Origin of the sequence: Nocardioides marmotae, from assembly GCF_013177455.1 — a bacterium.
Taxonomy (GTDB): Bacteria; Actinomycetota; Actinomycetes; order Propionibacteriales; family Nocardioidaceae; genus Nocardioides; species Nocardioides marmotae.
In genome coordinates this window covers 1533529-1554735 of record NZ_CP053660.1, presented here as the reverse complement: position 1 = coordinate 1554735, position 21207 = coordinate 1533529, and the positions used below count along the sequence as shown (strand labels likewise).

At 73.4% G+C, this 21207-nt stretch carries 24 protein-coding genes; 8 read left to right on the top strand and 16 right to left on the bottom strand.

The genetic code is table 11. From position 1 onward, the window contains the following. Window positions 1–5: 5 nt before the first annotated feature. The 5 genes from HPC71_RS07490 to paaA are packed head-to-tail and all read right to left on the bottom strand — an operon-like array spanning window position 6 to window position 3483. Window positions 6–1037 (bottom strand): 2Fe-2S iron-sulfur cluster-binding protein, encoded by a 1032-nt coding sequence (locus tag HPC71_RS07490; RefSeq protein WP_171896446.1) that lies wholly within the window; start codon window positions 1035–1037, stop codon window positions 6–8. Window positions 1038–1044: 7 nt separating this feature from the next. Beyond that, window positions 1045–1554, bottom strand: a complete 510-nt coding sequence (gene paaD / locus HPC71_RS07485; RefSeq protein ID WP_171896445.1) for a 1,2-phenylacetyl-CoA epoxidase subunit PaaD — start codon at window positions 1552–1554, stop codon at window positions 1045–1047. Beyond that, entirely contained in the window at window positions 1551–2267 is a 717-nt protein-coding gene (paaC, locus tag HPC71_RS07480) for a 1,2-phenylacetyl-CoA epoxidase subunit PaaC (RefSeq protein ID WP_171896443.1), read from the bottom strand. Before paaC ends, paaD begins: the two co-directional genes overlap by 4 nt. Then, complete coding sequence (gene paaB, locus HPC71_RS07475) at window positions 2264–2554, bottom strand: 1,2-phenylacetyl-CoA epoxidase subunit PaaB (RefSeq protein ID WP_171896441.1); 291 nt, start codon at window positions 2552–2554, stop codon at window positions 2264–2266. Before paaB ends, paaC begins: the two co-directional genes overlap by 4 nt. Next, complete coding sequence (gene paaA, locus HPC71_RS07470) at window positions 2551–3483, bottom strand: 1,2-phenylacetyl-CoA epoxidase subunit PaaA (RefSeq protein WP_154615044.1); 933 nt, start codon at window positions 3481–3483, stop codon at window positions 2551–2553. The genes paaB and paaA overlap by 4 nt, the downstream gene beginning before the upstream one ends. A gap of 88 nt (window positions 3484–3571) precedes the next feature. Between paaA and HPC71_RS07465 the strand changes: the two genes are divergently transcribed. From HPC71_RS07465 to HPC71_RS07455, 3 genes are read left to right on the top strand one after another with little or no spacing between them, the layout of a single operon-like run. Then, window positions 3572–4120 carry a GNAT family N-acetyltransferase gene (locus HPC71_RS07465; RefSeq protein ID WP_154615043.1) on the top strand — a complete coding sequence of 183 codons (549 nt, stop codon included), beginning with the start codon at window positions 3572–3574 and terminating at the stop codon, window positions 4118–4120. A 2-nt stretch (window positions 4121–4122) separates the two neighbouring features. Next, window positions 4123–4839, top strand: coding sequence for an AzlC family ABC transporter permease (locus HPC71_RS07460; RefSeq protein WP_154615042.1), 717 nt, complete (start codon window positions 4123–4125; stop codon window positions 4837–4839). After that, window positions 4836–5141 carry an AzlD domain-containing protein gene (locus HPC71_RS07455; protein WP_154615041.1) on the top strand — a complete coding sequence of 102 codons (306 nt, stop codon included), beginning with the start codon at window positions 4836–4838 and terminating at the stop codon, window positions 5139–5141. The genes HPC71_RS07460 and HPC71_RS07455 overlap by 4 nt, the downstream gene beginning before the upstream one ends. Before the next feature lie 173 nt (window positions 5142–5314). Here HPC71_RS07455 and dapB read toward each other — a convergent pair whose 3' ends face one another. Beyond that, window positions 5315–6070, bottom strand: coding sequence for a 4-hydroxy-tetrahydrodipicolinate reductase (gene dapB / locus HPC71_RS07450; protein WP_253943941.1), 756 nt, complete (start codon window positions 6068–6070; stop codon window positions 5315–5317). 64 nt (window positions 6071–6134) lie between these two features. On the opposite strand from dapB, the gene HPC71_RS07445 reads away from it, so the two are divergent. The 3 genes from HPC71_RS07445 to HPC71_RS07435 all read left to right on the top strand — a co-directional run bounded on the left by HPC71_RS07445 (window position 6135) and on the right by HPC71_RS07435 (window position 7893). Then, entirely contained in the window at window positions 6135–6656 is a 522-nt protein-coding gene (locus HPC71_RS07445; RefSeq protein WP_154612040.1) for an SAM-dependent methyltransferase, read from the top strand. 104 nt (window positions 6657–6760) lie between these two features. Beyond that, window positions 6761–7360, top strand: coding sequence for a sigma factor-like helix-turn-helix DNA-binding protein (locus tag HPC71_RS07440; protein WP_154615040.1), 600 nt, complete (start codon window positions 6761–6763; stop codon window positions 7358–7360). Then, window positions 7357–7893, top strand: coding sequence for a hypothetical protein (locus HPC71_RS07435; protein ID WP_171896439.1), 537 nt, complete (start codon window positions 7357–7359; stop codon window positions 7891–7893). Before HPC71_RS07440 ends, HPC71_RS07435 begins: the two co-directional genes overlap by 4 nt. A gap of 1 nt (window position 7894) precedes the next feature. On the opposite strand, the gene HPC71_RS07430 is transcribed toward HPC71_RS07435, so the two are convergent. Further along, window positions 7895–9211: a M16 family metallopeptidase gene (locus HPC71_RS07430; protein WP_154612042.1), complete on the bottom strand. Its 1317-nt coding sequence runs from the start codon at window positions 9209–9211 to the stop codon at window positions 7895–7897. Window positions 9212–9290: 79 nt separating this feature from the next. On the opposite strand from HPC71_RS07430, the gene HPC71_RS07425 reads away from it, so the two are divergent. Both HPC71_RS07425 and HPC71_RS07420 read left to right on the top strand, forming a co-directional pair. Then, window positions 9291–9671 carry a hypothetical protein gene (locus HPC71_RS07425; protein ID WP_154612043.1) on the top strand — a complete coding sequence of 127 codons (381 nt, stop codon included), beginning with the start codon at window positions 9291–9293 and terminating at the stop codon, window positions 9669–9671. Then, window positions 9668–10720 carry a WXG100 family type VII secretion target gene (locus HPC71_RS07420; protein WP_154612044.1) on the top strand — a complete coding sequence of 351 codons (1053 nt, stop codon included), beginning with the start codon at window positions 9668–9670 and terminating at the stop codon, window positions 10718–10720. The genes HPC71_RS07425 and HPC71_RS07420 overlap by 4 nt, the downstream gene beginning before the upstream one ends. Window positions 10721–10847: 127 nt before the next feature. Here the strand turns inward: HPC71_RS07420 and HPC71_RS07415 are convergent, their stop codons facing one another. The 9 genes from HPC71_RS07415 to HPC71_RS07375 form a co-directional block, all read right to left on the bottom strand. After that, complete coding sequence (locus HPC71_RS07415) at window positions 10848–13073, bottom strand: polyribonucleotide nucleotidyltransferase (protein WP_154615039.1); 2226 nt, start codon at window positions 13071–13073, stop codon at window positions 10848–10850. Window positions 13074–13351: 278 nt separating this feature from the next. After that, window positions 13352–13627: a 30S ribosomal protein S15 gene (gene rpsO / locus HPC71_RS07410; RefSeq protein ID WP_154612046.1), complete on the bottom strand. Its 276-nt coding sequence runs from the start codon at window positions 13625–13627 to the stop codon at window positions 13352–13354. A gap of 235 nt (window positions 13628–13862) precedes the next feature. Beyond that, entirely contained in the window at window positions 13863–14108 is a 246-nt protein-coding gene (locus HPC71_RS07405) for a DUF6458 family protein (RefSeq protein ID WP_154612047.1), read from the bottom strand. An 86-nt stretch (window positions 14109–14194) separates the two neighbouring features. Continuing rightward, complete coding sequence (locus HPC71_RS07400) at window positions 14195–15217, bottom strand: hypothetical protein (protein ID WP_171896437.1); 1023 nt, start codon at window positions 15215–15217, stop codon at window positions 14195–14197. Continuing rightward, window positions 15214–16152, bottom strand: a complete 939-nt coding sequence (locus HPC71_RS07395; protein WP_171896435.1) for a bifunctional riboflavin kinase/FAD synthetase — start codon at window positions 16150–16152, stop codon at window positions 15214–15216. The genes HPC71_RS07400 and HPC71_RS07395 overlap by 4 nt, the downstream gene beginning before the upstream one ends. 73 nt (window positions 16153–16225) lie before the next feature. After that, window positions 16226–17128, bottom strand: coding sequence for a tRNA pseudouridine(55) synthase TruB (gene truB, locus HPC71_RS07390; protein WP_257866198.1), 903 nt, complete (start codon window positions 17126–17128; stop codon window positions 16226–16228). Then, window positions 17125–17658 (bottom strand): 30S ribosome-binding factor RbfA, encoded by a 534-nt coding sequence (gene rbfA, locus HPC71_RS07385; RefSeq protein WP_154615038.1) that lies wholly within the window; start codon window positions 17656–17658, stop codon window positions 17125–17127. The genes truB and rbfA overlap by 4 nt, the downstream gene beginning before the upstream one ends. A gap of 137 nt (window positions 17659–17795) precedes the next feature. Next, a complete protein-coding gene (gene infB / locus HPC71_RS07380) occupies window positions 17796–20753 on the bottom strand; it encodes a translation initiation factor IF-2 (protein ID WP_171896433.1) in 2958 nt (985 codons plus the stop codon). Window positions 20754–20875: 122 nt separating this feature from the next. Beyond that, complete coding sequence (locus tag HPC71_RS07375) at window positions 20876–21133, bottom strand: YlxR family protein (RefSeq protein WP_257866197.1); 258 nt, start codon at window positions 21131–21133, stop codon at window positions 20876–20878. Window positions 21134–21207 lie beyond the last annotated feature (74 nt).

Genomic DNA, 21207 nt, shown 5'->3' with positions numbered 1-21207 from the left:
CGATCTCACCCGTCGAAGTCGAGCACCACCCGGTCGGAGGTGGGGTGGGCCTGGCAGGCGAGCACATGACCCGCGGCGACCTCGTCGGGCTCCAGCGCCCAGGCCGCGTCCATCGCGACCGTGCCCTCGACCAGGCGGGCCCGGCAGGTGCCGCACACTCCCCCGCGGCAGGCCCAGGGCAGGTCGCCGCGGACCGCCAGCGCCGCCTCGAGGACCGGCGGGCCGTCGGGGCGCAGGTCGAGCTCGCTGCTGCGCCCGTCGCGTCGTACGACGACACGCGCGGCGCCCGCGACGGCGGGCGCGGCCACGGGCACCCGCGGGGGCGCGTCGGCGTGGAACAGCTCGGCGTGCACCCGCCCGGGCAGCACCGACCGCAGGTCGGCGACCAGCGGCTGCGGCCCGCAGACGAACCACTCCTCGATCCCGTGCAGCCCGAACGCGTCGAGGAGCCGGCCGGTGCGGTCGGCGTCGAGGCGACCGGTGAGCAGCGCGACGTCCTGCTCCTCGCGGGTCAGCACGTGCAGCAGCTGGAGCCGCTCGGGGAAGCGGTCCTTGAGGTCGTGGACCTCGTCGAGGAACATCACCGAGCGCTGGGTCCGGTCGACCCGCACGAGGGTGACCCGCGAGCCGGGCTCGCCCTCGAGCAGGGCGGTGAGGATCGGCAGGACCGGCGTGATGCCCGACCCGGCAGCCACCGCGCCGTACCACCGGCGCGCGGCGGGGTCGGGCGTGGCGGTGAACCGGCCGGCCGGGGTCATCACCTCCAACCGGTCACCGGGGCGCAGGGTGCGGACCACGCCGTCACTGAAGGCGCCGCCGGGCAGCCGCTTGACGCCGATGCGCAGCGACCCGGCGGCCGGGGCGGTGCACAGGGAGTAGGAGCGCCGCTCGGGGTCGCCAGGGGTCCGCACGGAGACGTGCTGGCCCGGCGCGGCGGCGTAGGCCGGGGCGAGCTCGGGCGGGACCCGGAAGGTGATCGCCACCGCCTCGTCGGTCAGCTCCTCGACGTCGGCGACCTCGAGCGCGTGGAAGGGCACCCGCGGCTCAGATCGGTTTGACGTGGTCGAACGGCTCCGCACAGTCCCCGCACACCCGCAGCGCCTTGCACGCGGTCGCGCCGAACCGGCTGAGCTCGCGGGTGTCCGGGCTGCCGCAGCGCGGGCAGCGCACCGCGATCCGCACGTCGACCGGGCCGCCGGTGAACCGGACCGGCGCCGGCGGCGCGATGCCGTTCGCGGCGAGCCGGGCGTGGCCCTCGGCGGTGATCCAGTCGGTGGTCCAGGCCGGCCACAGCACGACCTCCACGTCGACGCGGCGGTAGCCGGCGCAGCTGAGCTCCTCGACGAGGTCCTCGCGGATGGTCTCGACCGCCGGGCAGCCGGAGTACGTCGGCGTGATCTGCACGTGGACGCAGCCGGTGTCGTTCTCGGTCACGTCGCGCAGGATGCCGAGGTCGCCGATGGTCACGACCGGCAGCTCGGGGTCGGGCACCGCCGCGGCGATGTCCCACGCCGACCGGGCGGCGGAGCTGGGGTCGTTCACCGGGGCGTTCACCAGGTCGCTCCCGGGTGGGCGCGGGCCACCTGCTGCATCTCGGCGAGCAGGTCGCTCAGGTGTGCGGTGTGGCGGCCGGCGCGGCCGCCGGTCGGCGGCTCGGCGGGGGCCGGCGGCACGGCGAGGGTCGCCCGGTCGAGGACGGGCACGACCCGGCTGAGCACGGCCTCGCGGACCGACGCCGGGTCCACCTCCGCCGTCGGGTCGGGCTCGAGCAGCTCGGGGAGGTAGGGCCACTCCGCGTCCAGCGCGGTTTGGGCGCGCGCGTGGGAGAGGTCGGTGCCGTCGCCGAGCCGCAGCACCCACCCGGCGGCGTGGTCGAGGTGGTAGGCCACCTCCTTGACCGCCTTGGCCGCGACGCCCCGGGCCGGGCCCTCCCGCGCCGCCAGCGCGGCGTACGCCTCGGACTGCCACGCGGCCAGCAGCAGCATCCGGACCACGCAGACCGCGAAGTCCTCCTGCGGCCGCTCGACGAGCAGGACGTTGCGGTACTCCGCGGGACCGCGGAGGAAGGCGAGGTCGTCCTCGGTGCGGCCGGCGCCCTCGAGCGCGGTGAGGACGGTGTAGAGGCCGCGGGCCTGGCCGAGCTGGTCCAGGCCGATGTTGGCCAGCGCGACGTCCTCCTCGAGCTCCGGCGCGCGGCTGATCCACCAGCCGAGGCGCTGGGCGGTGACCAGCGCGTCGTCGGCGAGGCCGAGCAGGGCGTCGCTCACAGGTGCTGCACCCCGTCGGGCACGGTGTAGTGGGTGGGGTGGCGGTAGTCCTTGTCGGCGGCGGGGTCGAAGAACGAGCCGCCCAGGTCGGGCGTCGAGGCGACGACCGCGGCGGAGGGGACCACCCACAGCGAGACGCCCTCCTGGCGGCGGGTGTAGACGTCGCGGGCGTTGCGCAGCGCGAGCTCGGCGTCGGGGGCGTGCAGCGAGCCGACGTGGACGTGGGCCATCCCGCGGCGGGCGCGGACGAAGACCTCCCACAGCGGCCACTCCCCGGCGGTGCTCACGCGGCTGGCTCCGCGCTCGGGGCGGCCCGCTTGGCTGCGTGCTTGGTGGCGTGCTTGGTGGCGTACGCCGCGGCGGCCTCGCGCACCCAGGCGCCGTCGTCGTGGGCGCGCACCCGGTGGGCGACCCGCTGGGCGTTGCACGGCCCGCGGCCGGCGACGACCTCGGCGAGCTCGGTGAAGTCGGGCGTGCCGAAGTGCCAGTGGCCGCGCTCCTCGTCCCAGCGCAGCTCGGGGTCGGGCAGGGTGAGGCCCAGCGCCTCGGCCTGGGGGACGGCGATGTCGACGAAGCGCTGGCGCAGCTCGTCGTTGGTGAAGCGCTTGATGCCCCAGGCCATCGACCGGGCGGAGTTGGGCGAGTCGGCGTCGGGCGGGCCGAACATCATCAGCGAGGGCCACCAGAAGCGGTCCACCGCGTCCTGGGCCATCGCGTGCTGCTCGGGCGTCCCCTGGGCGAGGGTGTGCAGGATCTCGAAGCCCTGGCGCTGGTGGAAGGACTCCTCCTTGCAGATCCGCACCATCGCCCGCGCGTACGGGCCGTAGGAGCAGCGGCACAGCGGCACCTGGTTGACGATCGCGGCGCCGTCGACCAGCCAGCCGATCGCGCCGACGTCGGCCCAGGTGAGCGTGGGGTAGTTGAAGATCGAGGAGTACTTCTGCCGGCCGGTGTGCAGCGCGTCGAGCAGCTCGGTGCGCGGCATCCCGAGCGTCTCGGCGGCGGCGTACAGGTAGAGGCCGTGGCCGGCCTCGTCCTGCACCTTGGCCATGAGGATCGCCTTGCGGCGCAGGCTCGGCGCCCGGCTGATCCACTCCCCCTCGGGCTGCATCCCGATGATCTCGGAGTGCGCGTGCTGCGCGATCTGGCGCACGAGCGTGCGGCGGTACCCCTCGGGCATCGGGTCGCGCGGCTCCACCGTCGTGCTGCGGTCCATCCCTCCACGCTAGCACCGGTGTGTGACAGATCACAGCAGCTCGGCGGCCGCAGTGTCACACGCCCGCTCCCCTGCGAGGATGGCCCCCATGACCACGGCCGACGTCAGCGTCCGCGTCGCCTGGGCGGACGACGCCCCCGCGATCGCCCAGCTCCAGCTGCGCACCTGGCCCGAGATGTACGCCGGCGTGGTGCCGCCCGAGGCGTTCCCGTCGGGCCCGGAGGCGGTCGAGCAGGCCGCCGCGCTCTGGCACGCCTCGCTGACCCGGCCCGCCGACGCCCGCCACCGCGCCCTGGTCGCGCTCGAGCACAACCGCGTCGTCGGGTTCGCCGTCACCGGCCCCGCGAGCGACCCCGACTGCGACCCTGTCGCCGACGCCGAGCTGGCCGAGCTGACCGTCGACCCGGCCGAGCGCGGCCGCGGGCACGGGTCCCGCCTGCTCCAGGCCGCCGCCGACACCATGCGGGCCGACCGGTTCGGCCGCGCCGTGCTGTGGGCCGTCGCGGCCGACGACGGGCTGCGCCGGTTCCTCACCGACGCGGGCTGGGCCACCGACGGCGCCCACCGCGAGCTCGGCCTCGACGACGGGGGCGCCACCACGGTCAAGCAGGTCCGCCTGCACACCAGCCTCGGCTGAGGATGACCGCCGAGGTGGCCGCTGAACCGACCGAAGCCCTCGAGCCGTCCGAGCGGGCCGGGATCGTCCGCGACAGCCTCGGCGTCGGGATCGCGACCGGGGTGTACGGCACCTCCTTCGGCGCGGTCTCCGTCGCGGCCGGGCTGGACGTGTGGCAGACGTGCGCGCTCTCGCTGCTGATGTTCACCGGCGCCTCGCAGTTCGCCCTCGTCGGCGTGCTCGCCTCCGGGGGTTCCCCGCTCTCGGGCGTCTTCACCGCGCTCCTGCTCGGCACCCGCAACACCCTCTACGGGCTGCGGCTCGCCCCGCTGCTGGGCTGGCGCGGCTGGCGCCGGGCCGCCGCGTCCCACCTCGTCATCGACGAGTCCAGCGCGATGTCGGTGACCCGCCGCACCCGCGAGGGCGCCCGGCTGGGCTTCCTAGTCACCGGCGGGTCGGTGTTCGTGCTGTGGAAACTCGCCACCCTGCTCGGCGCGCTCGCCGGCACCGCGATCGGCGACCCGCGCGACTACGGCCTCGACGCGGCCGTCGGGGCGGCGTTCCTCGCGCTGCTGTGGCCGCGGCTGGGCACCACCCGCAACCGGGTCGTCGCGGTGGCCGCGGCCGCGGTCGCGCTCGGCGCGGTGCCGGTCACCGCCGCCGGCGTACCCGTGCTCGTCGCGGCGGGCGTCGCGCTGCTCGCCGGGGTCCTCGGCTCCCACACCGGGGCGGCGCGATGAGCGTGTGGGGGGCCGTGGTCGTGGCCGGCGTCGGCTGCTACCTGCTCAAGCTCGCGGGGCTCTCGGTGCCCGCCAGGGTCCTGGACCGGCCCGTGGTGGCCCGGGTCGCCGACCTCATCCCCGTCGCCCTCCTCGCGGCCCTCGTGGCCGTCCAGGTGGCCGGCGACGGGCAGGCCCTGGTCGCCGACGCCCGCCTGCTGGGCCTCGGGGCCGCGGTCGTGCTGCTGGTCCTCCGCGCGCCGTTCCTCCTCGTCGTCTTCGGCGCCGCCGTCGTCGCCGCCCTGGCCCGCCTGCTCCTCTGACCCGCCGAAGTGGCAGTGCTGCACCGCCGAAGTGGCAGCGCTGCAGCGTCGAAATGGCAGCGCTGCAGGGAACCCCGTGCAGGAGTGCCACCTCGACCGTGCAGGAGTGCCACCTCGACCCTGCACGGGTGCCACCTCGACCCTGCAGGAGTGCCACTTCGGGCGGGGAGGGATCAGTCGAGGTCGAGGTAGTGCTCGAGGCCGACGGTGAGGCCGGGGTGGGCGGCGACGGCCCGGACGCCGGCGAGGACGCCGGGGCTGAAGGAGGAGCGGTCCAAGGAGTCGTGGCGGATGGTGAGGGTCTCCCCCACCCCGCCGAGGACGACCTCCTGGTGGGCCACCAGGCCGCGGATGCGCAGGCCGTGGACGCGGATGCCGTCCACGTCCGCGCCGCGGGCCCCGTCGAGGGAGGTGCTGGTGGCGTCCGGCACCGGGCCCAGCCCCGCCTCGCGGCGCGCCGCGGCGACCAGCTCGGCGGTACGCCGCGCGGTGCCCGAGGGCGCGTCGGCCTTGTCGGGGTGGTGCAGCTCGACGATCTCCACCGACTCGTAGAACGACGCAGCGGCGGCGGCGAACCGCATCATCAAGATCGCGCCGATCGAGAAGTTCGGCGCCACCAGGACGCCGACCCCCGGCGCGTCGGCCAGCCAGCCGCGCAGGGTCGCCAGCCGCTCCTCGTCGAAGCCCGTGGTGCCGACCACGGCGTGGATGCCGTGCTCGACGCAGAAGCGCAGGTTGTCCATGACCACGTCGGGATGGGTGAAGTCGACGACCACCTCGGCCCCGGACTCCACCAGCACGCCGATGTCGTCACCGGCGTCCACCCGGGCCACCAGCTCGGTGCCGGCGGCCTCCTCGACCGCGCGGCACACCTCGGCGCCGACCTTCCCCCGCGCTCCCAGCACGCCCACCTTGATGTTCTTGCTCACGCCACCACGCTAGAGGGGTGACCGGCACCGCCACCTCTCGGGCCGTTCTGGCAAGGTTGACCCCATGGCTGTGCAGGCGATCCCGGCGCGCATCCGCTGGGCGGTGGACTTCATGGACGTCCAGCCCTCCGACCACGTGCTCGAGATCGGGTGCGGACCCGGAGCAGGCGTCGATGCGGTCTGCGCGAAGCTCGAGTCGGGCAATGGAAAGATGTTCGCGATCGACCGCTCGGAGTCCGGCGTCGACCGCACCAAGCGTCGCAACCAGAAGCACGTGGACGCCGGCCGGCTCACGGTGCGCCAGATCGACCTGGCGACCCTGCGCGTGCCGGTGAAGCGGCTGAACAAGGTCTTCGCGTTCAACGTGAACCTGTTCTGGGTGCGCTCCTGTCACGACGAGGTCGCCCTCATCCACGAGCGGCTGCTCCCCGGTGGCGCGGTGTTCCTCTTCTACGAGGTCAAGTTCCCCGAGCAGGTCCCGGAGATGCTCGCCAAGGCGTCGGCCTCCCTCGCCGAGGTCGGCTTCCGCGTCTCCGTGGTCGAGCAGCGCCAGCCCGCGGTGATCGGCATCATCGGTCGCCGCTGACTTCCTGAAGGCTGTGACCTGATGAAGGGTCGACATTAGGTAATTCTCTAACGTAGCCTGAGGTCGCCGGCCCTCGCCGCGGTCGGCGGACGGGAGTTAGCCAGATGGGCGCCGTCGCCGTCCTCACCGTCGACCAGGTCCGCAGCCGCAGCGGCACCGACCTCGTCCCCGAGCTCCTCGACGAGCTCGATGACCACCCGCTCCTGCGCCCCTTCGAGCGCACCGCGGGCGACGAGCTCCAGGGCGTGGTCGACCGGCCGGAGACCCTCGCCGCGGTCGCCGGGGCGCTCCTCCGCAGCCCCGGCTGGTACGTCGGCATCGGGATCGGCCCGGTGGAGCAGCCGCTCCCCGCGAGCACCCGCGCGGGCCGCGGCTCGGCGTACCTCTGCGCCCGCGACGCGGTGACCGCGGCGAAGACCAGCCCCTGGCACCTGCGCGTCGTCGGGGAGCACCCCGACGCCCGCTCGCTGGAGACGACGCTGTGGCTGTGGGCGGCCGTCCTGGCCCGCCGCACCGCGCGCGGCTGGGAGGTGGCCGACCTCGTCGCCGAGGGGCTGACCTACGAGCAGGTGGGCCGGCGGCTCGGGATCAGCCAGTCCGCGGTCAGCCAGCGCGCCCAGGCGGCCGGCATCGTCGAGGCCCGGCGCGCCCAGGAGCTCGCGACCGCGCTGGCCGCCCGCGTGCTGGGTCAGGAGGCGTCGTGAGCGCGGAGAACCTCGGCCAGCTGCTCGTCGTGCTGCTCGGCTTCGCCGTGGCCGCCGCGGCCGCGGGCTGGACCCGCACCGGCGAGCGCGTCTTCGTGCCGGTCACCGCCGCGGTGCTGGCGTGCGCCCTGCTGCTGGCCGGGGTGCCGTCCTCGGTGGTGGTCGACGGCAGGCCGCTGACCGCCGTCCTGGTGCTGCTGGCCGGCGTCCTGGCCGTCGCCGGCGGCGGCCCGGTCACCGCGCGCGTCTTCACCCTCGTCGATCGCGAGGACACCGGCTCGTCCCTGCGCCGGGCCGGGGCGGTGCTGCGCGGCGGCGCGTGGATCGGCGCCCTGGAGCGCGCGGCGATCTACGCCACGCTCGTCGCGTCCTGGCCCGAGGGCCTCGCGGTCGTCCTGGCCCTCAAGGGGCTGGGCCGCTACCCCGAGCTCAAGACCGAGGGCGAAGGCACCGCTGAGCGGTTCATCATCGGCACCTTCGCCTCGGTCCTCTGGGCGGCCGCCTGCGCGGCCGTCGTCGTGCTGGTGCGCTAGGTCAGGCCGGGCCCACGACGGCCAGCACCTCGGGCCGGGCGAACACCTCGGCCGCGACCGCGCGGACCTCCTCGAGCGTCACCGCATCGATCCGGGCGATGACCTCGTCGATCGAGAGCAGCTCGTCGTGGACCAGCTCGGCCTTGCCGAGCCGGGACATCCGGGAGCCGGAGTCCTCGAGCCCGAGGACGAGCCCGCCGCGCAGCTGGCCCTTGCCGCGGGCGAGTTCCTCGGCCTCGATCCCGTCCGCGGCGACCTTCGCGAGCTCGGCACGCACCGTGGCCAGCACCTCGTCGTACTTGGCGGGCAGGCAGCCCACCGCGACGCCGACCAGGCCGGAGTCCGCGTGGCTGCTGGCGAAGGAGTAGACCGAGTAGGCCAGCCCGCGCCGCTCGCGCACCTCCTGGAACAGCCGGCTCGACGTGCCGCCGCCGAGAGCGGTGTTGAGCACCCCGAGGGCGAACCGACGGTCGTCGCTGCGACCGAGACCCTCGACGCCGAGGACCAGGTTGACCTGCTCGAAGGGGCGGGTGGTGCTGACGGTGCCCGGCCGGACCGGCAGCCACGGCTCTGCAGCACGCCGCGGGGCGGGGTCCGCGTCGACGTCGAGGAAGCCGCGTCGCCCGAAGGCCGCGACGACCTGGGCGACCAGCGCGTCGTGGTCGACCGCGCCCGCGACCGCGACGACCATCCGCGAGGCGCGGTAGTGCTCGGCGTAGAACGCGCGCACCTGGTCGGCGCTGAGCGAGGTGATCGACTCCTCGGTGCCGGCGATGTCGCGGCCCAGCGGCGAGTCGGTCCCCCACGCCTGCTCGGCGAAGAGGTTGTGCACCACGTCGTCGGGGTCGTCGTCGTGCATGGCGATCTCGTCGAGGATCACGTCGCGCTCGGCCTCGACGTCGTCGTCGGTGAGCAGCGAGGAGGTCATCATGTCGCCGAGCACGTCCACCGCGAGCGGCAGGTCCTCACCGAGCACCCGCGCGTGGAAGCACGTGTACTCCTTGGCGGTGAAGGCGTTGAACTCCCCGCCCACCGCGTCGAGCGCGATCGAGATGTCGAAGGCCGACCGCTCGCTCGTGCCCTTGAACAGCAGGTGCTCGAGGAAGTGCGAGCAACCGTGGAGCGTGGCCGACTCATCGCGCGAGCCGACCCCCACCCACACGCCGATCGCCGCGGAGCGGGAGCCGACCAGCTGTTCGCTCACCACCCGCAGGCCCCCGGGCAGCACGGTGCGCTTGACCTGCGAGGTGAGCCTCCCCGCGCCGTCCGTCTCCGACTGGAGGGTCCGGGTCGAGCCGACCCACGAGGGCAACACCATGCCCCGACCGTACCTGCGCAGGTTTCCGGCCCCGACGCCAGGGGAACGTGAGGCCGACCAGTCCTGAGAGGAGCCTGCCGTGGCCGAGTCGATCAAGGCCCAACTGAAGGATCTCTACCGAGCCGGGAAGGTGCAGTTCCCCCAGCGAGCGAACGAGATCGCCGCCATCACGAAGGTCATCGGGGACGCACACGCGGCCTGGCACGAGCCCACGATCCGGGCCGGAGAGCCGGCCGCCCTGGTGAAGGCGATGGAGGTCAACGCCGAGGTGTACGACCTTCTGCGGCGGGCCGTGCTCACCTGGCACGACGCGGCGCACGCGCTCGTCTACATCGCCGACGAGCTGGTCGCCAGCGACGAGGCGGCCCGCGAGGCGGCGGCGACCCTGAAGAACCAGCTCGGCAGCAAGGACATGCCGCCCCTGCACGTTCCCCCGCGCCGGGACGGAGCCGGATCGTGACCGGCTACACCGACGAGGCGTTCGCCAAGGCCCTCGACAAGGTGGAGGAGCTCCTGGCCGACCTGTACGGCATCGAGACCGTCGCGGAGGAGATCCGGCGTTACGCCCACTCCCCCGACGGCGCGGGGGATGAGGCCTTCAAGACCACCACCCACATCAACCTGCCCGCGCAGCAGCCGTTCACGGTCTACCCAAGCCTGCCGGTCGCCGACCGCGACTACCAGACGTGGGCCGACGACGCCTTCGAGGTCGGCCGCCTCAAGGCCGCCGCCACGAGCGCGTGGCTGAAGCATGTCGCCGGCCACTACTACCTGGTGGACGCCGAGGCCCTCACCACCTCAGCGCAGCACCAGTCGAAGGAGCTGCACGCCCTCGGCGTCGAGGTCGACGACATGGTCGCGGAGGTCTCCAGCACCCTCGCCGTCCGCTGGGAGGGGGACGCCAAGGAGCAGTTCTTCGAGTGGTTCCCGATGGCGAACACCGTCGTCCTGGCACTGCTCTTCTACGCCGACACCGCGCAGCTCGTCGCGGGCGCGGCCGGCGCTGCCATCCGGGCGACCCAGGACGCCCTGATGAGCCGGGCCGAGGAGGCGGTCAAGAGCCTGGAGGCGGCCGTCGCGGCCTGGCGGGACGACTACGACGTCTTCCCCTTCCCTCCCGGCAGCGGCATGAAGTTCAAGGAGATCGGCATCGCCATCTCCGAGGCCATGGACGAGTACACCTCCCAGGTCCCCGGCGGCGAGGTCATCGCCAACCAGCTGACCAAGAAGAGCTTGAAGCAGTTCCCCGTGGCCCGCTACGTGACCACCGGCTACCAGATCGTCACGACGCTGGAGGTCAACGACAAGGACCCTGAGACGCCTACCACCGCGGACAACCTGCGCACCGCGATCGAGGGCGAGATCCGCGACATCGCGCGCGAGGGCGACCTCGCGCTGGCGAAGCTCGACGACGCCATCGCCGAGCACGCCCGCGCGGTGGCCAGCGACCCGCTCCTGGTGCTCGCCCGGTTGCCGCGGACCCCGGAGGGGACGTACGACCCGACCTGACGGCCGCTGACGCCCCCATGGCATCGTCGCCCTGGGCCCGGCCCGCCACGCACCAGCCCGCGAAATGCCGACTGGAGGACACCCCTCGCGGGGCGCCCTCCAGTCGGTGCGGTTCAGACGAGCGCGATCACTCGGAGTCGGCGGACTCCGCAGCCTCCGTGCTCCCCTCGGCCTCCTCGACCACGGGGACGAGGGAGAGCTTGCCGCGGTCGTCGATCTCGCCGATCTCGACCTGGATCTTCTGGCCGACCGAGAGGACGTCCTCGACGGCCTCGACGCGCTTGCCACCGGCGAGCGGGCGCAGCTTGCTGATGTGCAGCAGGCCGTCCTTGCCGGGCAGCAGCGAGACGAACGCACCGAAGTTCGTCGTCTTCACGACCGTGCCGAGGTAGCGCTCGCCGACCTCGGGCATCGTCGGGTTGGCGATGCCGTTGATCGCGGAGCGGGCGGCGTCGGCGGCCTCACCGTTGGTGGCACCGATGTAGATGGTGCCGTCGTCCTCGATGGAGATCGAGGCGCCGGTGTCGTCCTGGATCTGGTTGATCACCTTGCCCTTCGGGCCGATGACCTCGCCGATCTTGTCCACGGGGATCTTGATGGTGATGATCCGCGGCGCGGTGGGCGACATCTCCTCGGGGGCGTCGATGGCCTCGGCCATGACGTCGAGGATGGTGTGGCGCGCGTCGCGGGCCTGGGTCAGCGCGGCGGCCAGCACGTCGGCGGGGATGCCGTCGAGCTTGGTGTCGAGCTGGAGCGCGGTCACGAACTCGCGGGTGCCGGCGACCTTGAAGTCCATGTCGCCGAAGGCGTCCTCGGAGCCGAGGATGTCGGTCAGCGCGACGTACTCGGTCTTGCCGTCGATCTCACCGGAGACCAGGCCCATCGCGATGCCGGCGACCGACGCCTTGAGCGGCACACCGGCCTGCAGCAGCGAGAGGGTCGAGGCGCAGACCGAGCCCATCGAGGTCGAGCCGTTGGAGCCCATGGCCTCGGAGAGCTGGCGGATGGCGTAGGGGAACTCCTCGCGGTCCGGCAGCACCGGGAGCAGCGCGCGGCGCGCGAGCGCACCGTGGCCGACCTCGCGGCGCTTCGGCGAGCCGACGCGACCGGTCTCGCCGGTGGAGAACGGCGGGAAGACGTACTTGTGCATGTAGCGGCGCGACTTCTCCGGGGAGAGGGTGTCGAGCTGCTGCTCCATCTTGAGCATGTCGAGGGTGGTGACGCCCAGGATCTGGGTCTCGCCGCGCTCGAACAGCGCCGAGCCGTGGACCCGCGGGATCACGCCGACCTCGGCGTGCAGCGGACGGATGTCGGCCAGGCCGCGCCCGTCGATGCGGACCTTGTCGCGCAGGATGCTCTCGCGGACCAGCTGCTTGTTCAGCGCGCGGAAGGCGGCGCCGATCTCCTTCTCGCGGCCCTCGAACTGGCCGGCGAGCTTCTCCAGGACCGAGTCCTTGAGCTCGTCGGTGCGGTCGTTGCGCTCGGTCTTGTCGGCGATCTTCATCGCGGCGGCGAGGTCGGCCTTGGCGGCGGACTCGACGGCGGCGAAGACGTCGTCCTCGAACTCGAGGAAGACCGGGAAGTCCTGGACCGGCTTGGCGGCGGCGGCGGCCAGCTCGGCCTGCGCCTCGCACAGCTGCTTGATGAAGGGCTTCGCGGCGTCGAGGCCGCCGGCGACGACCTCCTCGGTCGGGGCCTGCACGCCGGACTGGACCTTGGCGAAGGTCTGCTCGGTGGCCTCGGCCTCGACCATCATGATCGCGACGTCGCCGGTGGAGGTGACGCGACCCGCGACGACCATGTCGAAGACGGCGTCCTCGAGCTGGCTGTGCGTCGGGAAGGCGACCCACTGACCCTCGATGAGGGCGACCCGGACGCCGCCGACCGGGCCGGAGAACGGCAGGCCGGAGAGCTGGGTGGACAGCGAGGCGGCGTTGATCGCGAGCACGTCGTACGGCGCGTCGGGGTTCAGCGCGAGGACGGTGATGACGACCTGGACCTCGTTGCGCAGACCCTTCTTGAAGGTCGGGCGCAGCGGGCGGTCGATGAGGCGGCAGGTGAGGATCGCGTCCTCGCCCGGGCGGCCCTCGGAGCGGAAGAACGAGCCGGGGATCTTGCCCGCGGCGTACATCCGCTCCTCGACGTCGATCGTCAGGGGGAAGAAGTCGAAGTGGTCCTTGGGGTGCTTGCCGGCGGTGGTCGCCGAGAGCAGCATCGTGTCGTCGTCGAGGTAGGCCGTGACGGAGCCGGCGGCCTGACGGGCCAGCAGGCCGGTCTCGAACTTGACGGTGCGGGTGCCGAACTTGCCGTTGTCCAGAACGGTCTCGACGGCGGAGATGACGGGGTCGGTCAAGAGGTGTGTCCCTTGTCTGTCGCGGAGCGATCCGCAGCGTCCCGCATGAGGTAGGCCGGTCTTCGATCGAGGCCCGCAGGCGCGCCCCGCGGGGGGCGTCCTTCCTGAGGGCCACTACCGAGGACCGGGCCAGAACGGCGGGTCGCTCCTGGTGTTGGTTGTTCAGTTGGTGAATCTAGCGCAGGACGGCCACGGGGCCGCGCTGCACGGGGCCGCCGAGTCGGCGTCGTGCCCCGAAATGCGCAGAGGGCCCACCGGGGTGGGCCCTCCACGGATGATCAGCGGCGCAGGCCGAGACGCTCGACGATCGACCGGTAGCGGTCGATCTCCGTCTTCTGCAGGTAGTTCAGCAGGCGGCGGCGCTGGCCGACGAGCAGCAGCAGACCACGACGGCTGTGGTGGTCGTGCTTGTGCTGCTTGAGGTGGTCGGTGAGGTGGGAGATGCGGTGGCTGAGCAGCGCGATCTGGACCTCCGGCGAACCGGTGTCGCCCTCGGTCGTGGCGTACTCGGCGATGATGCGCTTCTTGGTCTCCGCGTCGGTACCGATCGACATGCGGGCTCCTTCCGGCCATGAGGCCTATATCGCTGCGCGGCGCGCCGGGGCCTGTTCACCCGGGCACTCTGGTTCCGCGGCCGTTCTGACGGCAGTCACCCACGTGGGGCAACCGGAGAAGACTAGCGCGGCGGCGAAAGGGCCCCCAAAATGACGACCACCCGGCCGGCGGGGGCCGACCGGGTGGCGCAACGTACTGGCTGGTGCTGGCTGGTGCCGCGGAGCGCGTGCGCGCTCAGATCGCCGGGGGCTCCTGGCGCTGGACGGTCTGCGAGCCGTCGGGGTGCGTCGTGGTCGACACCGCGCCGCCACGGGCCTTGCGGCTGTTGAGGGTGACCGCGGTGAGGACCAGCACGAGGACGCCGCCGATCGTCATGATCCAGCCGACCATGGTGAGGTCCACGCCGCTGATCGCGTCCTCGACCGCGAGGGCGAGGATGAGACCGACGACGAGGAGGAAGACTCCGAGTCCGTAGCCCATGACTGTCCTTTCTCAGGTGACGTCGCAGGGGTGACGTCGTGCGCAGGGCCCTGTGCCCACCGGCCCGTCCCGGAAACGGCTCCAGACTAGGCCGCGTCGCCGGCGACGCGCTCGCGCAGCGCGAGGTAGACCGCGCGGACGCCGACGGCGCGCTCCATCTCGCGCAGCACGCTGCCGAAGAACTGCTCGCGGTAGGTCTCGTCGGTGACGGTCGAGACCGTCAGGTAGAGGTTGGAGAAGGCCGCGAGGAACAGCGAGACCTGGAACAGCGGGACCGAGACGTGGTCGAGGTAGGGCAGGTTGCCGATGTCCGCGACCCGGATCCCGGTCCAGCCGGACTGGACGTCGACGTCCATGACCAGGCCGCCGAAGATGAGGAAGAACACCAGGACCGTGGCGGACAGCAGCATCACCTGCACCGCCTGGATCACCACGAGGACCAGCACCAGGTTCCAGCGCTCGAACCCGCTGACGGTGGCGTACGACACCGGGTCGGCGGTGGGGTCGGCGACCAGCGCGGCGCACTCCCCCTCCAGCGGCGTGCCGGCGCAGGCCCGCAGCAGGAACGCCTCGTCCACGTCGTCGTCGGTGCGGTCGACCTCCTCGGGCAGGCGCACGAGCAGGAAGGCCACCGAGAGCAGGCCGAAGAGCACGACGACGAGCCACAGCGTGCCGGTCGACAGGCTCGCGGCGAGCTGCCAGGCCTCGGCGTTGATGAAGAGGAACGTCACGAAGAGCAGCAGCAGCGGCAGCGCCCGGCTCATCATCGGCAGCAGCGTGCGCAGGCTCCCGACCCCCCGCCGCAGCGCCCAGACCACGATCGGCCGGGTCCGCAGGGCGGTCAGTGCGTACGCCGTGGCGCCGGCGACGCCGATGGTCAGCAGGAACGCCGGCGCGGCGGTCAGCTCCGCGGAGGCCCAGGCGAGCAGCACGCCGCCGCCGACGGCCAGCAGCACGGTGAGCACCGCCGCGGGGAGGAACTTCCGCGGCCGCAGCGCGTCGCGGGCCTGGCTGCGCTCCTCGGGCACGAAGTAGGCGAGACCGTGCTGGAGGAACCACCCCTCCGTCGCCACGAGCGACCCGGCGGGGGCCTCCTGCCCGACGCTCACGGGACGAGCAGCTCGCGGGCGCGCGCCACGTCGCGCTCCATCTGCTCCACGAGGGCCTCCACCGACGCGAACGCGGTCATCCCCCGCAGCCGGTCGACGAAGGAGACCTCGACCTCGACGCCGTAGAGGTCGAGGTCGGTGCGGTCGAGGACGTAGCTCTCGACCCGGCGCGCGCGGACGCCGTCGAAGGTGGGGTTGGTGCCGACCGAGATCGCGGCGGGGAAGGTCTCCCCGGTGTCGAGGCGCCGCAGCCACCCGGCGTACACCCCGTCGGCGGGGGCGGCCTGCATGCCGTCGGTCGGCACGTTGGCGGTGGGGTAGCCCAGCTCGCGGCCGCGCTGGTCGCCGCGCACGACCTCGCCGCGCACCGTGTAGGGGCGGCCGAGCGCCTCGGCGGCGCCGGCGACGTCGCCGGCGGCCAGGCAGGTCCGGACGTAGGTCGAGGACCACACCATCGGCCCGCCGTCGAGCGGGATGCCCTCGGCGGTGAAGTCGTGGGCGCGGCCGGTCGCGGCGAGGGTGGCCACGTCGCCGGCCGCGCGGCTGCCGAACCGGAAGTTCGCGCCGACGACGACCGCCCGGGCGTGCAGGGCGTCGACGAGCACGCGCTGGACGAACTCCTCAGGGGTCCAGGCCGCGACGGAGCGGTCGAAGGGCACGGCGAGCACGCCGTCGGCGCCGGCGCCGACGAGCAGGTCGGCACGGACCTCGATGGTGGTCAGCGTCGTGGGGGCGTGCTCGGGGCGCAGCACGGCCATCGGGTGCGGGTCGAAGGTGACCGCGACGACCGGCAGGCCGCCGAGGTCCGCGGCGATCTCCCGGGCGCGCGCCAGGACCTGCCGGTGGCCGAGGTGGACGCCGTCGAAGTTCCCGATCACCACCACGGTGCGACCGAGGTCGCGGGGGACCTCGTCGAGCGAGCGCCAGATCTGCACGGAGGAACCCTAGACCGTGGCCCCCCGACCTCCGCGACCCGGCGGTCCGGACGCGGGTCCCCGGCCGGAGCCGTCAGACGAAGACGGCGACCGGGCGGGCGACGGGGCCCCGCGGCTCGTAGAGCGCGAGGAACTCCCCCGACGGCGCGAAGACCGCGGTGGTGGCGTCGAGGGCGAGGTCGAGGCTGCGGCCGACCCGGACGTCGGCGGCCGCCGCGTCGTCGAGGTCGCGGGAGGGGAAGGCCGCGCGCGCGGCGTCGGCGATCGGCAGCACTCCCCCGCGGCCGGCGGCCACGTCGTCGGCCAGCTCCTCCAGGGTGCGGGCGACGTCGAGCCCGTAGGGGCCGACCGCCGTGCGCCGCAGGGCGGTCAGGTGGCCGCCCACGCCCAGGCGGGCGCCGACGTCGCGGGCGATCGCCCGGACGTAGGTGCCGCTCGAGCAGCGCAGGCTCACCTCGACGTCGACGACGTCGCCCTCGCGGCGTACGTCGTGGACGACCAGCTCGTGGACGGTCACCGCCCGCGGCTGGAGCTCGACCTGCTCGCCGTCGCGGACCCGCTGGTAGGCGCGCTTGCCGTCGACCTTGATCGCCGAGACCGCGGTCGGCACCTGCTGGAGCTCCCCGACGAACTCCGCGAGCGTCGCGCGGACGGTCTCCTCGTCGAGCGCCGCGGCCGAGGCCGTCGAGACGACCTCGCCCTCGGCGTCGTCGGTGGTGGTGGCCACGCCGAGGCGGACGGTGGCGTCGTACCCCTTGTCGGTGAGCATCAGGTGGCCGAGCAGCCGGGTGGCCCGGTCGACACCGAGCACCAGCACGCCGGTGGCCATCGGGTCGAGCGTGCCGGCGTGGCCGACCTTGCGGGTGCCGACGAGCCGCCGCACCCGGGCGACCACGTCGTGGGAGGTCATCCCGCCGGGCTTGTCGACCACGACGAGACCCGGGCGCACCGGAGGCCGGTCCGCGGGTGCGCTCACACCTCGTCCGGGTCGACGGGGTCGATCGGCGCGGCCGGGGCGGCGGGGTCGGCCGGGTCGGCGTCACCGTCGGCGTCGGCGTCGGCGTCCTCGTCACGCGGCTTCTTGTAGGGGTCGACCTCGCCGGCGTACGCCTCGACGCGGCGGGCCGCGACCTCCTCGTCGAGCGCGCGGGCCCGGGCCAGCACCTCGTCGAGGTGGCGGGCGGACTCCGGCAGCGCGTCGGGGACGAAGGTCAGCGTCGGCACGGTCCGCGTGCCCAGCTGCTTGCCGACCTCGGAGCGGAGCAGGCCCTTGGCAGACTCCAGCGCCGCGGCGGTGCCGGCCAGGGCGGTCTCGTCGTCCTGCGCGCCCTCGCCGGTGCCGGCGAGCACGGTGTAGAAGATCGTGGCCTGCTGGCCGTCACCGGAGACGCGTACGTCGGTGATGGTGACGAACCCCAGCCGCGGGTCCTTGACCCGCCGCTCGAGCATCTCGGCCACCACGACCTGGATCCGGTCGGCGATCTTGCGAACCCGGGGACTGCTCATGTCTCTCACTCTCTCAGAACGGGTGCAGACGCCTCGTGCGGCCGGGTCTGCGGCGGCCTGCCGGCGGCGGGGCCGGCCGGAAACGCCGGGTCGGCGGGCCCCACCCGTGAGGGAGGACCCGCCGACCCGGTCGTCGATCAGCTGCGGGGGATCTCCCGCATCTCGAACGCCTCGACGATGTCGCCTTCCTTGATGTCCTGGAAGTTGCGCAGGACCAGACCGCACTCGAAGCCCTCGCGGACCTCGGACGCGTCGTCCTTCTCGCGCTTGAGCGACGCGAGGTCGAGGTTGTCGGCCACCACGCTGCCGTCGCGGATGACCCGCACCTTGGCGTTGCGGCGGATGACGCCACCGGTGACCATGCAGCCCGCGATGTTGCCGATCTTCGACGAGCGGAAGATCGCGCGGATCTCCGCCTGGCCGAGGGTCGACTCCTCGAACTCGGGCTTGAGCATGCCCTTGAGTGCCGCCTCGATCTCCTCGATCGCCTGGTAGATGACCGAGTAGTAGCGGATCTCGACACCTTCCTTGTCCGCCATCTCGGTCGCCTTGCCCTGGGGCCGGACGTTGAAGCCGATGATGATGGCGTCGGAGGCGGCGGCCAGGTCGACGTTGGTCTCGGTGATCGCACCGACACCGCGGTCGATGACGCGCAGGGTGACCTCGTCGCCGACGTCGATCTGGGACAGCGAGTCCTCGAGGGCCTCGACCGAACCGGACACGTCGCCCTTGAGGATCAGGTTGAGCTCCTGGCTCTCGCCCTTCTCCATGGAGGCCATGAAGTCCTCGAGCGTGCGGCGGACGCGGCGCTTGGCCTGCATGGCCGCGCGCTCGCGGGCCTCGCGCTTCTCGGCGATCTGACGGGCCATCCGGTCGTCCTCGACGACCAGGAAGTTCTGGCCCGCGCCGGGCACGGCGGAGAGACCCAGGACCATCGCCGGACGCGCCGGGGTGGCCTCGGTGAGCTCGTTGCCGTGCTCGTCGAGCATCGCCCGGACCCGGCCGTGGGCCGGACCAGCGACGATCGAGTCGCCCACCCGCAGCGTGCCGCGCTGGACCAGGACCGTGGCGACCGGACCGCGACCGCGGTCCAGGTGCGCCTCGACCACGAGACCCTGGGCGTCCTGCTTGGGGTTGGCCCGCAGGTCCAGCGACGCGTCGGCGGTCAGCACGACGGCCTCCAGGAGGCTGTCGAGGTTGAGCCCGGACTTGGCCGAGACGTCGACGAACATCGCGTCGCCGCCGTACTCCTCGGGCACCAGGCCGTACTCGGTCAGCTGGCCACGGACCTTGGTCGGGTCCGCCTCCGGCTTGTCGATCTTGTTGACCGCGACCACGATCGGGACGCCGGCGGCCTTGGCGTGGTTGAGCGCCTCGACCGTCTGCGGCATGACGCCGTCGTCGGCCGCGACCACGAGGATCGCGATGTCGGTGGCCTGGGCACCACGGGCACGCATGGCGGTGAACGCCTCGTGACCCGGGGTGTCGATGAGCGTGATGCGACGCTCCTCGCCGTCGACCTCGGCCGAGACCTGGTAGGCACCGATGTGCTGGGTGATGCCACCGGCCTCCTTGTCGACGACGTTGGCGTTGCGCAGCGCGTCGAGGAGCTTGGTCTTGCCGTGGTCGACGTGACCCATGACGGTGACGACCGGGGGACGCACGACCAGGTCGGCCTCGTCGCCCTCGTCCTCGCCGAACTCCAGGTCGAAGGACTCCAGCAGCTCGCGGTCCTCGTCCTCGGGGGAGACGACCTGCACGACGTAGTTGAGCTCCTCGCCGAGCAGCTCCAGCGTCGCGTCGTTGACCGACTCGGTCGCGGTGACCATCTCGCCGAGGCTGAACAGCATCTGCACGAGCTGGGCCGCGTCGACGCCGATCCGCTCAGCGAAGTCGGTCAGGGACGCGCCGCGGGGCAGGCGGACGGTCTCGCCGTCGCCCTTCCGGACGCGCACGCCGCCGATCGTCGGGGCCTGCATGGCCTCGAACTCCTGACGACGCGCCCGCTTCGACTTGCGACCACGACGCGAGGGACCACCCGGGCGACCGAAGGCACCCTGGGTCTGGCCGCGCTGGCCGGGACGGTTGCCGCCGCCGCCGGGACGACCGGCGAAGCCGCCGGGACGACCCGGAGCGCCGGCGCCTGCGCCGCCGCCGGGGCCACCACGACCCGGGGCACCGGGGCGCCCGGGGGCACCGCCGGGACGACCCGGACCACCGGGACGACCCGGACCACCGGCGCGACCGCCGGGGCCGGCGCCGAAGGCGGCCGGGGACTTCGGCATCATCGCCGGGTTCGGCCGGGGCATGCCCGGACGGCCCGGAGCGCCACCGTCGCGACCGGCCGGCGGACGCGGCGGACGCTGGTCACTGGCACCGGCACCCGCGCCACCGGCGGGGGCACCACCGGCGGGCGGCGCGGACGGGGCGGGACGACGGCCCATGCCCTGGTTGGAGCTGAACGGGTTGTTGCCCGGGCGCGGAGCGCCGGGACGACCCACCGGACGGGGGGCCGGGCTCGGTGCCTTGGGGGCAGCCGGGGCCGGGGCGGCCGGAGCCGCGGCGGCAGGAGCCTCCGGGGCTGCCGGGGCTGCCGGGGCGGCCGGCGCGGCGGGAGCCGCCGGAGCGGGCTTGCCGTGCGAGCGCACCTTGACGGGCTCGGGGGCCTTCTCCGGGGCGGGCTTGGCCGCCGGACCGGGCCGGGGGCCGGGTCGCGGACCGCCGGGCTTGGCCGGGGCGGCGGGCTCGTCCACCGGAGCAGCCGGAGCCGCCGGAGCAGCCGGAGCGGCGGGGGCCGCCGCAGCGGGGGCCTCGGCCGGGGCCGAGGTGGGCGCGGACGGTGCCGCGACCGGTGCCGCCGGAGCGGACTCGGGTGCCTTGGGGGCCGCCTGCGGGGCGGGCGCCTCGGTCTGGGGGGAGCCGCCGGCAGCCTTCAGCTGCTCGCCGAACTCCTTCTTGAAGCGCATCTCGACGGGGGGCTCCACCGTGGAGCTCGCCGACTTGACGAACTCCCCCATCTCCTTGAGCTTCTCGAGAACGAACTTGCTCTCGACGCCGTACTGCTTGGCGAGCTCGTGAACTCGGGTCTTGGCCACGTTTCTCCTTCTGGCCCCAGACCCGCGCTCGGCGTCCTAGGACCGTTGGTGGTTGTGCAAACTCATTGGGAAGTACTCATCGAGTGCTCATGAGCTGCTGCTCCAGTTCCTGGTCGTTGCATTCAGGGCGGACATGCGTGCGAGAGGTGCTCGGCCACGGGCGTGCTGGGGAGCCCGGGCGAGCCGCTGATCCTCAGGGCCCGGCCGAACGCCTTCCGGCGCACCGCGAGGTCGTAGCACTCCTGGGTGGGGTGCAGGTGAGCACCACGCCCCGGAGCGGTGGCTGTCGGATCGGGCACGACGGCCGGTCGGCCTTCTGCGTCCGAGCCGGCGGTCACCCGCAACAACTCGCGCTTGGCGGCCCGCTTCCGGCAGCCCACACAGGTACGGACCGGCCCCGAGGGGTCGATGTCGTCCGAGCGTGCGGGAGACCGAGATGTGCGAGCCACTGGCG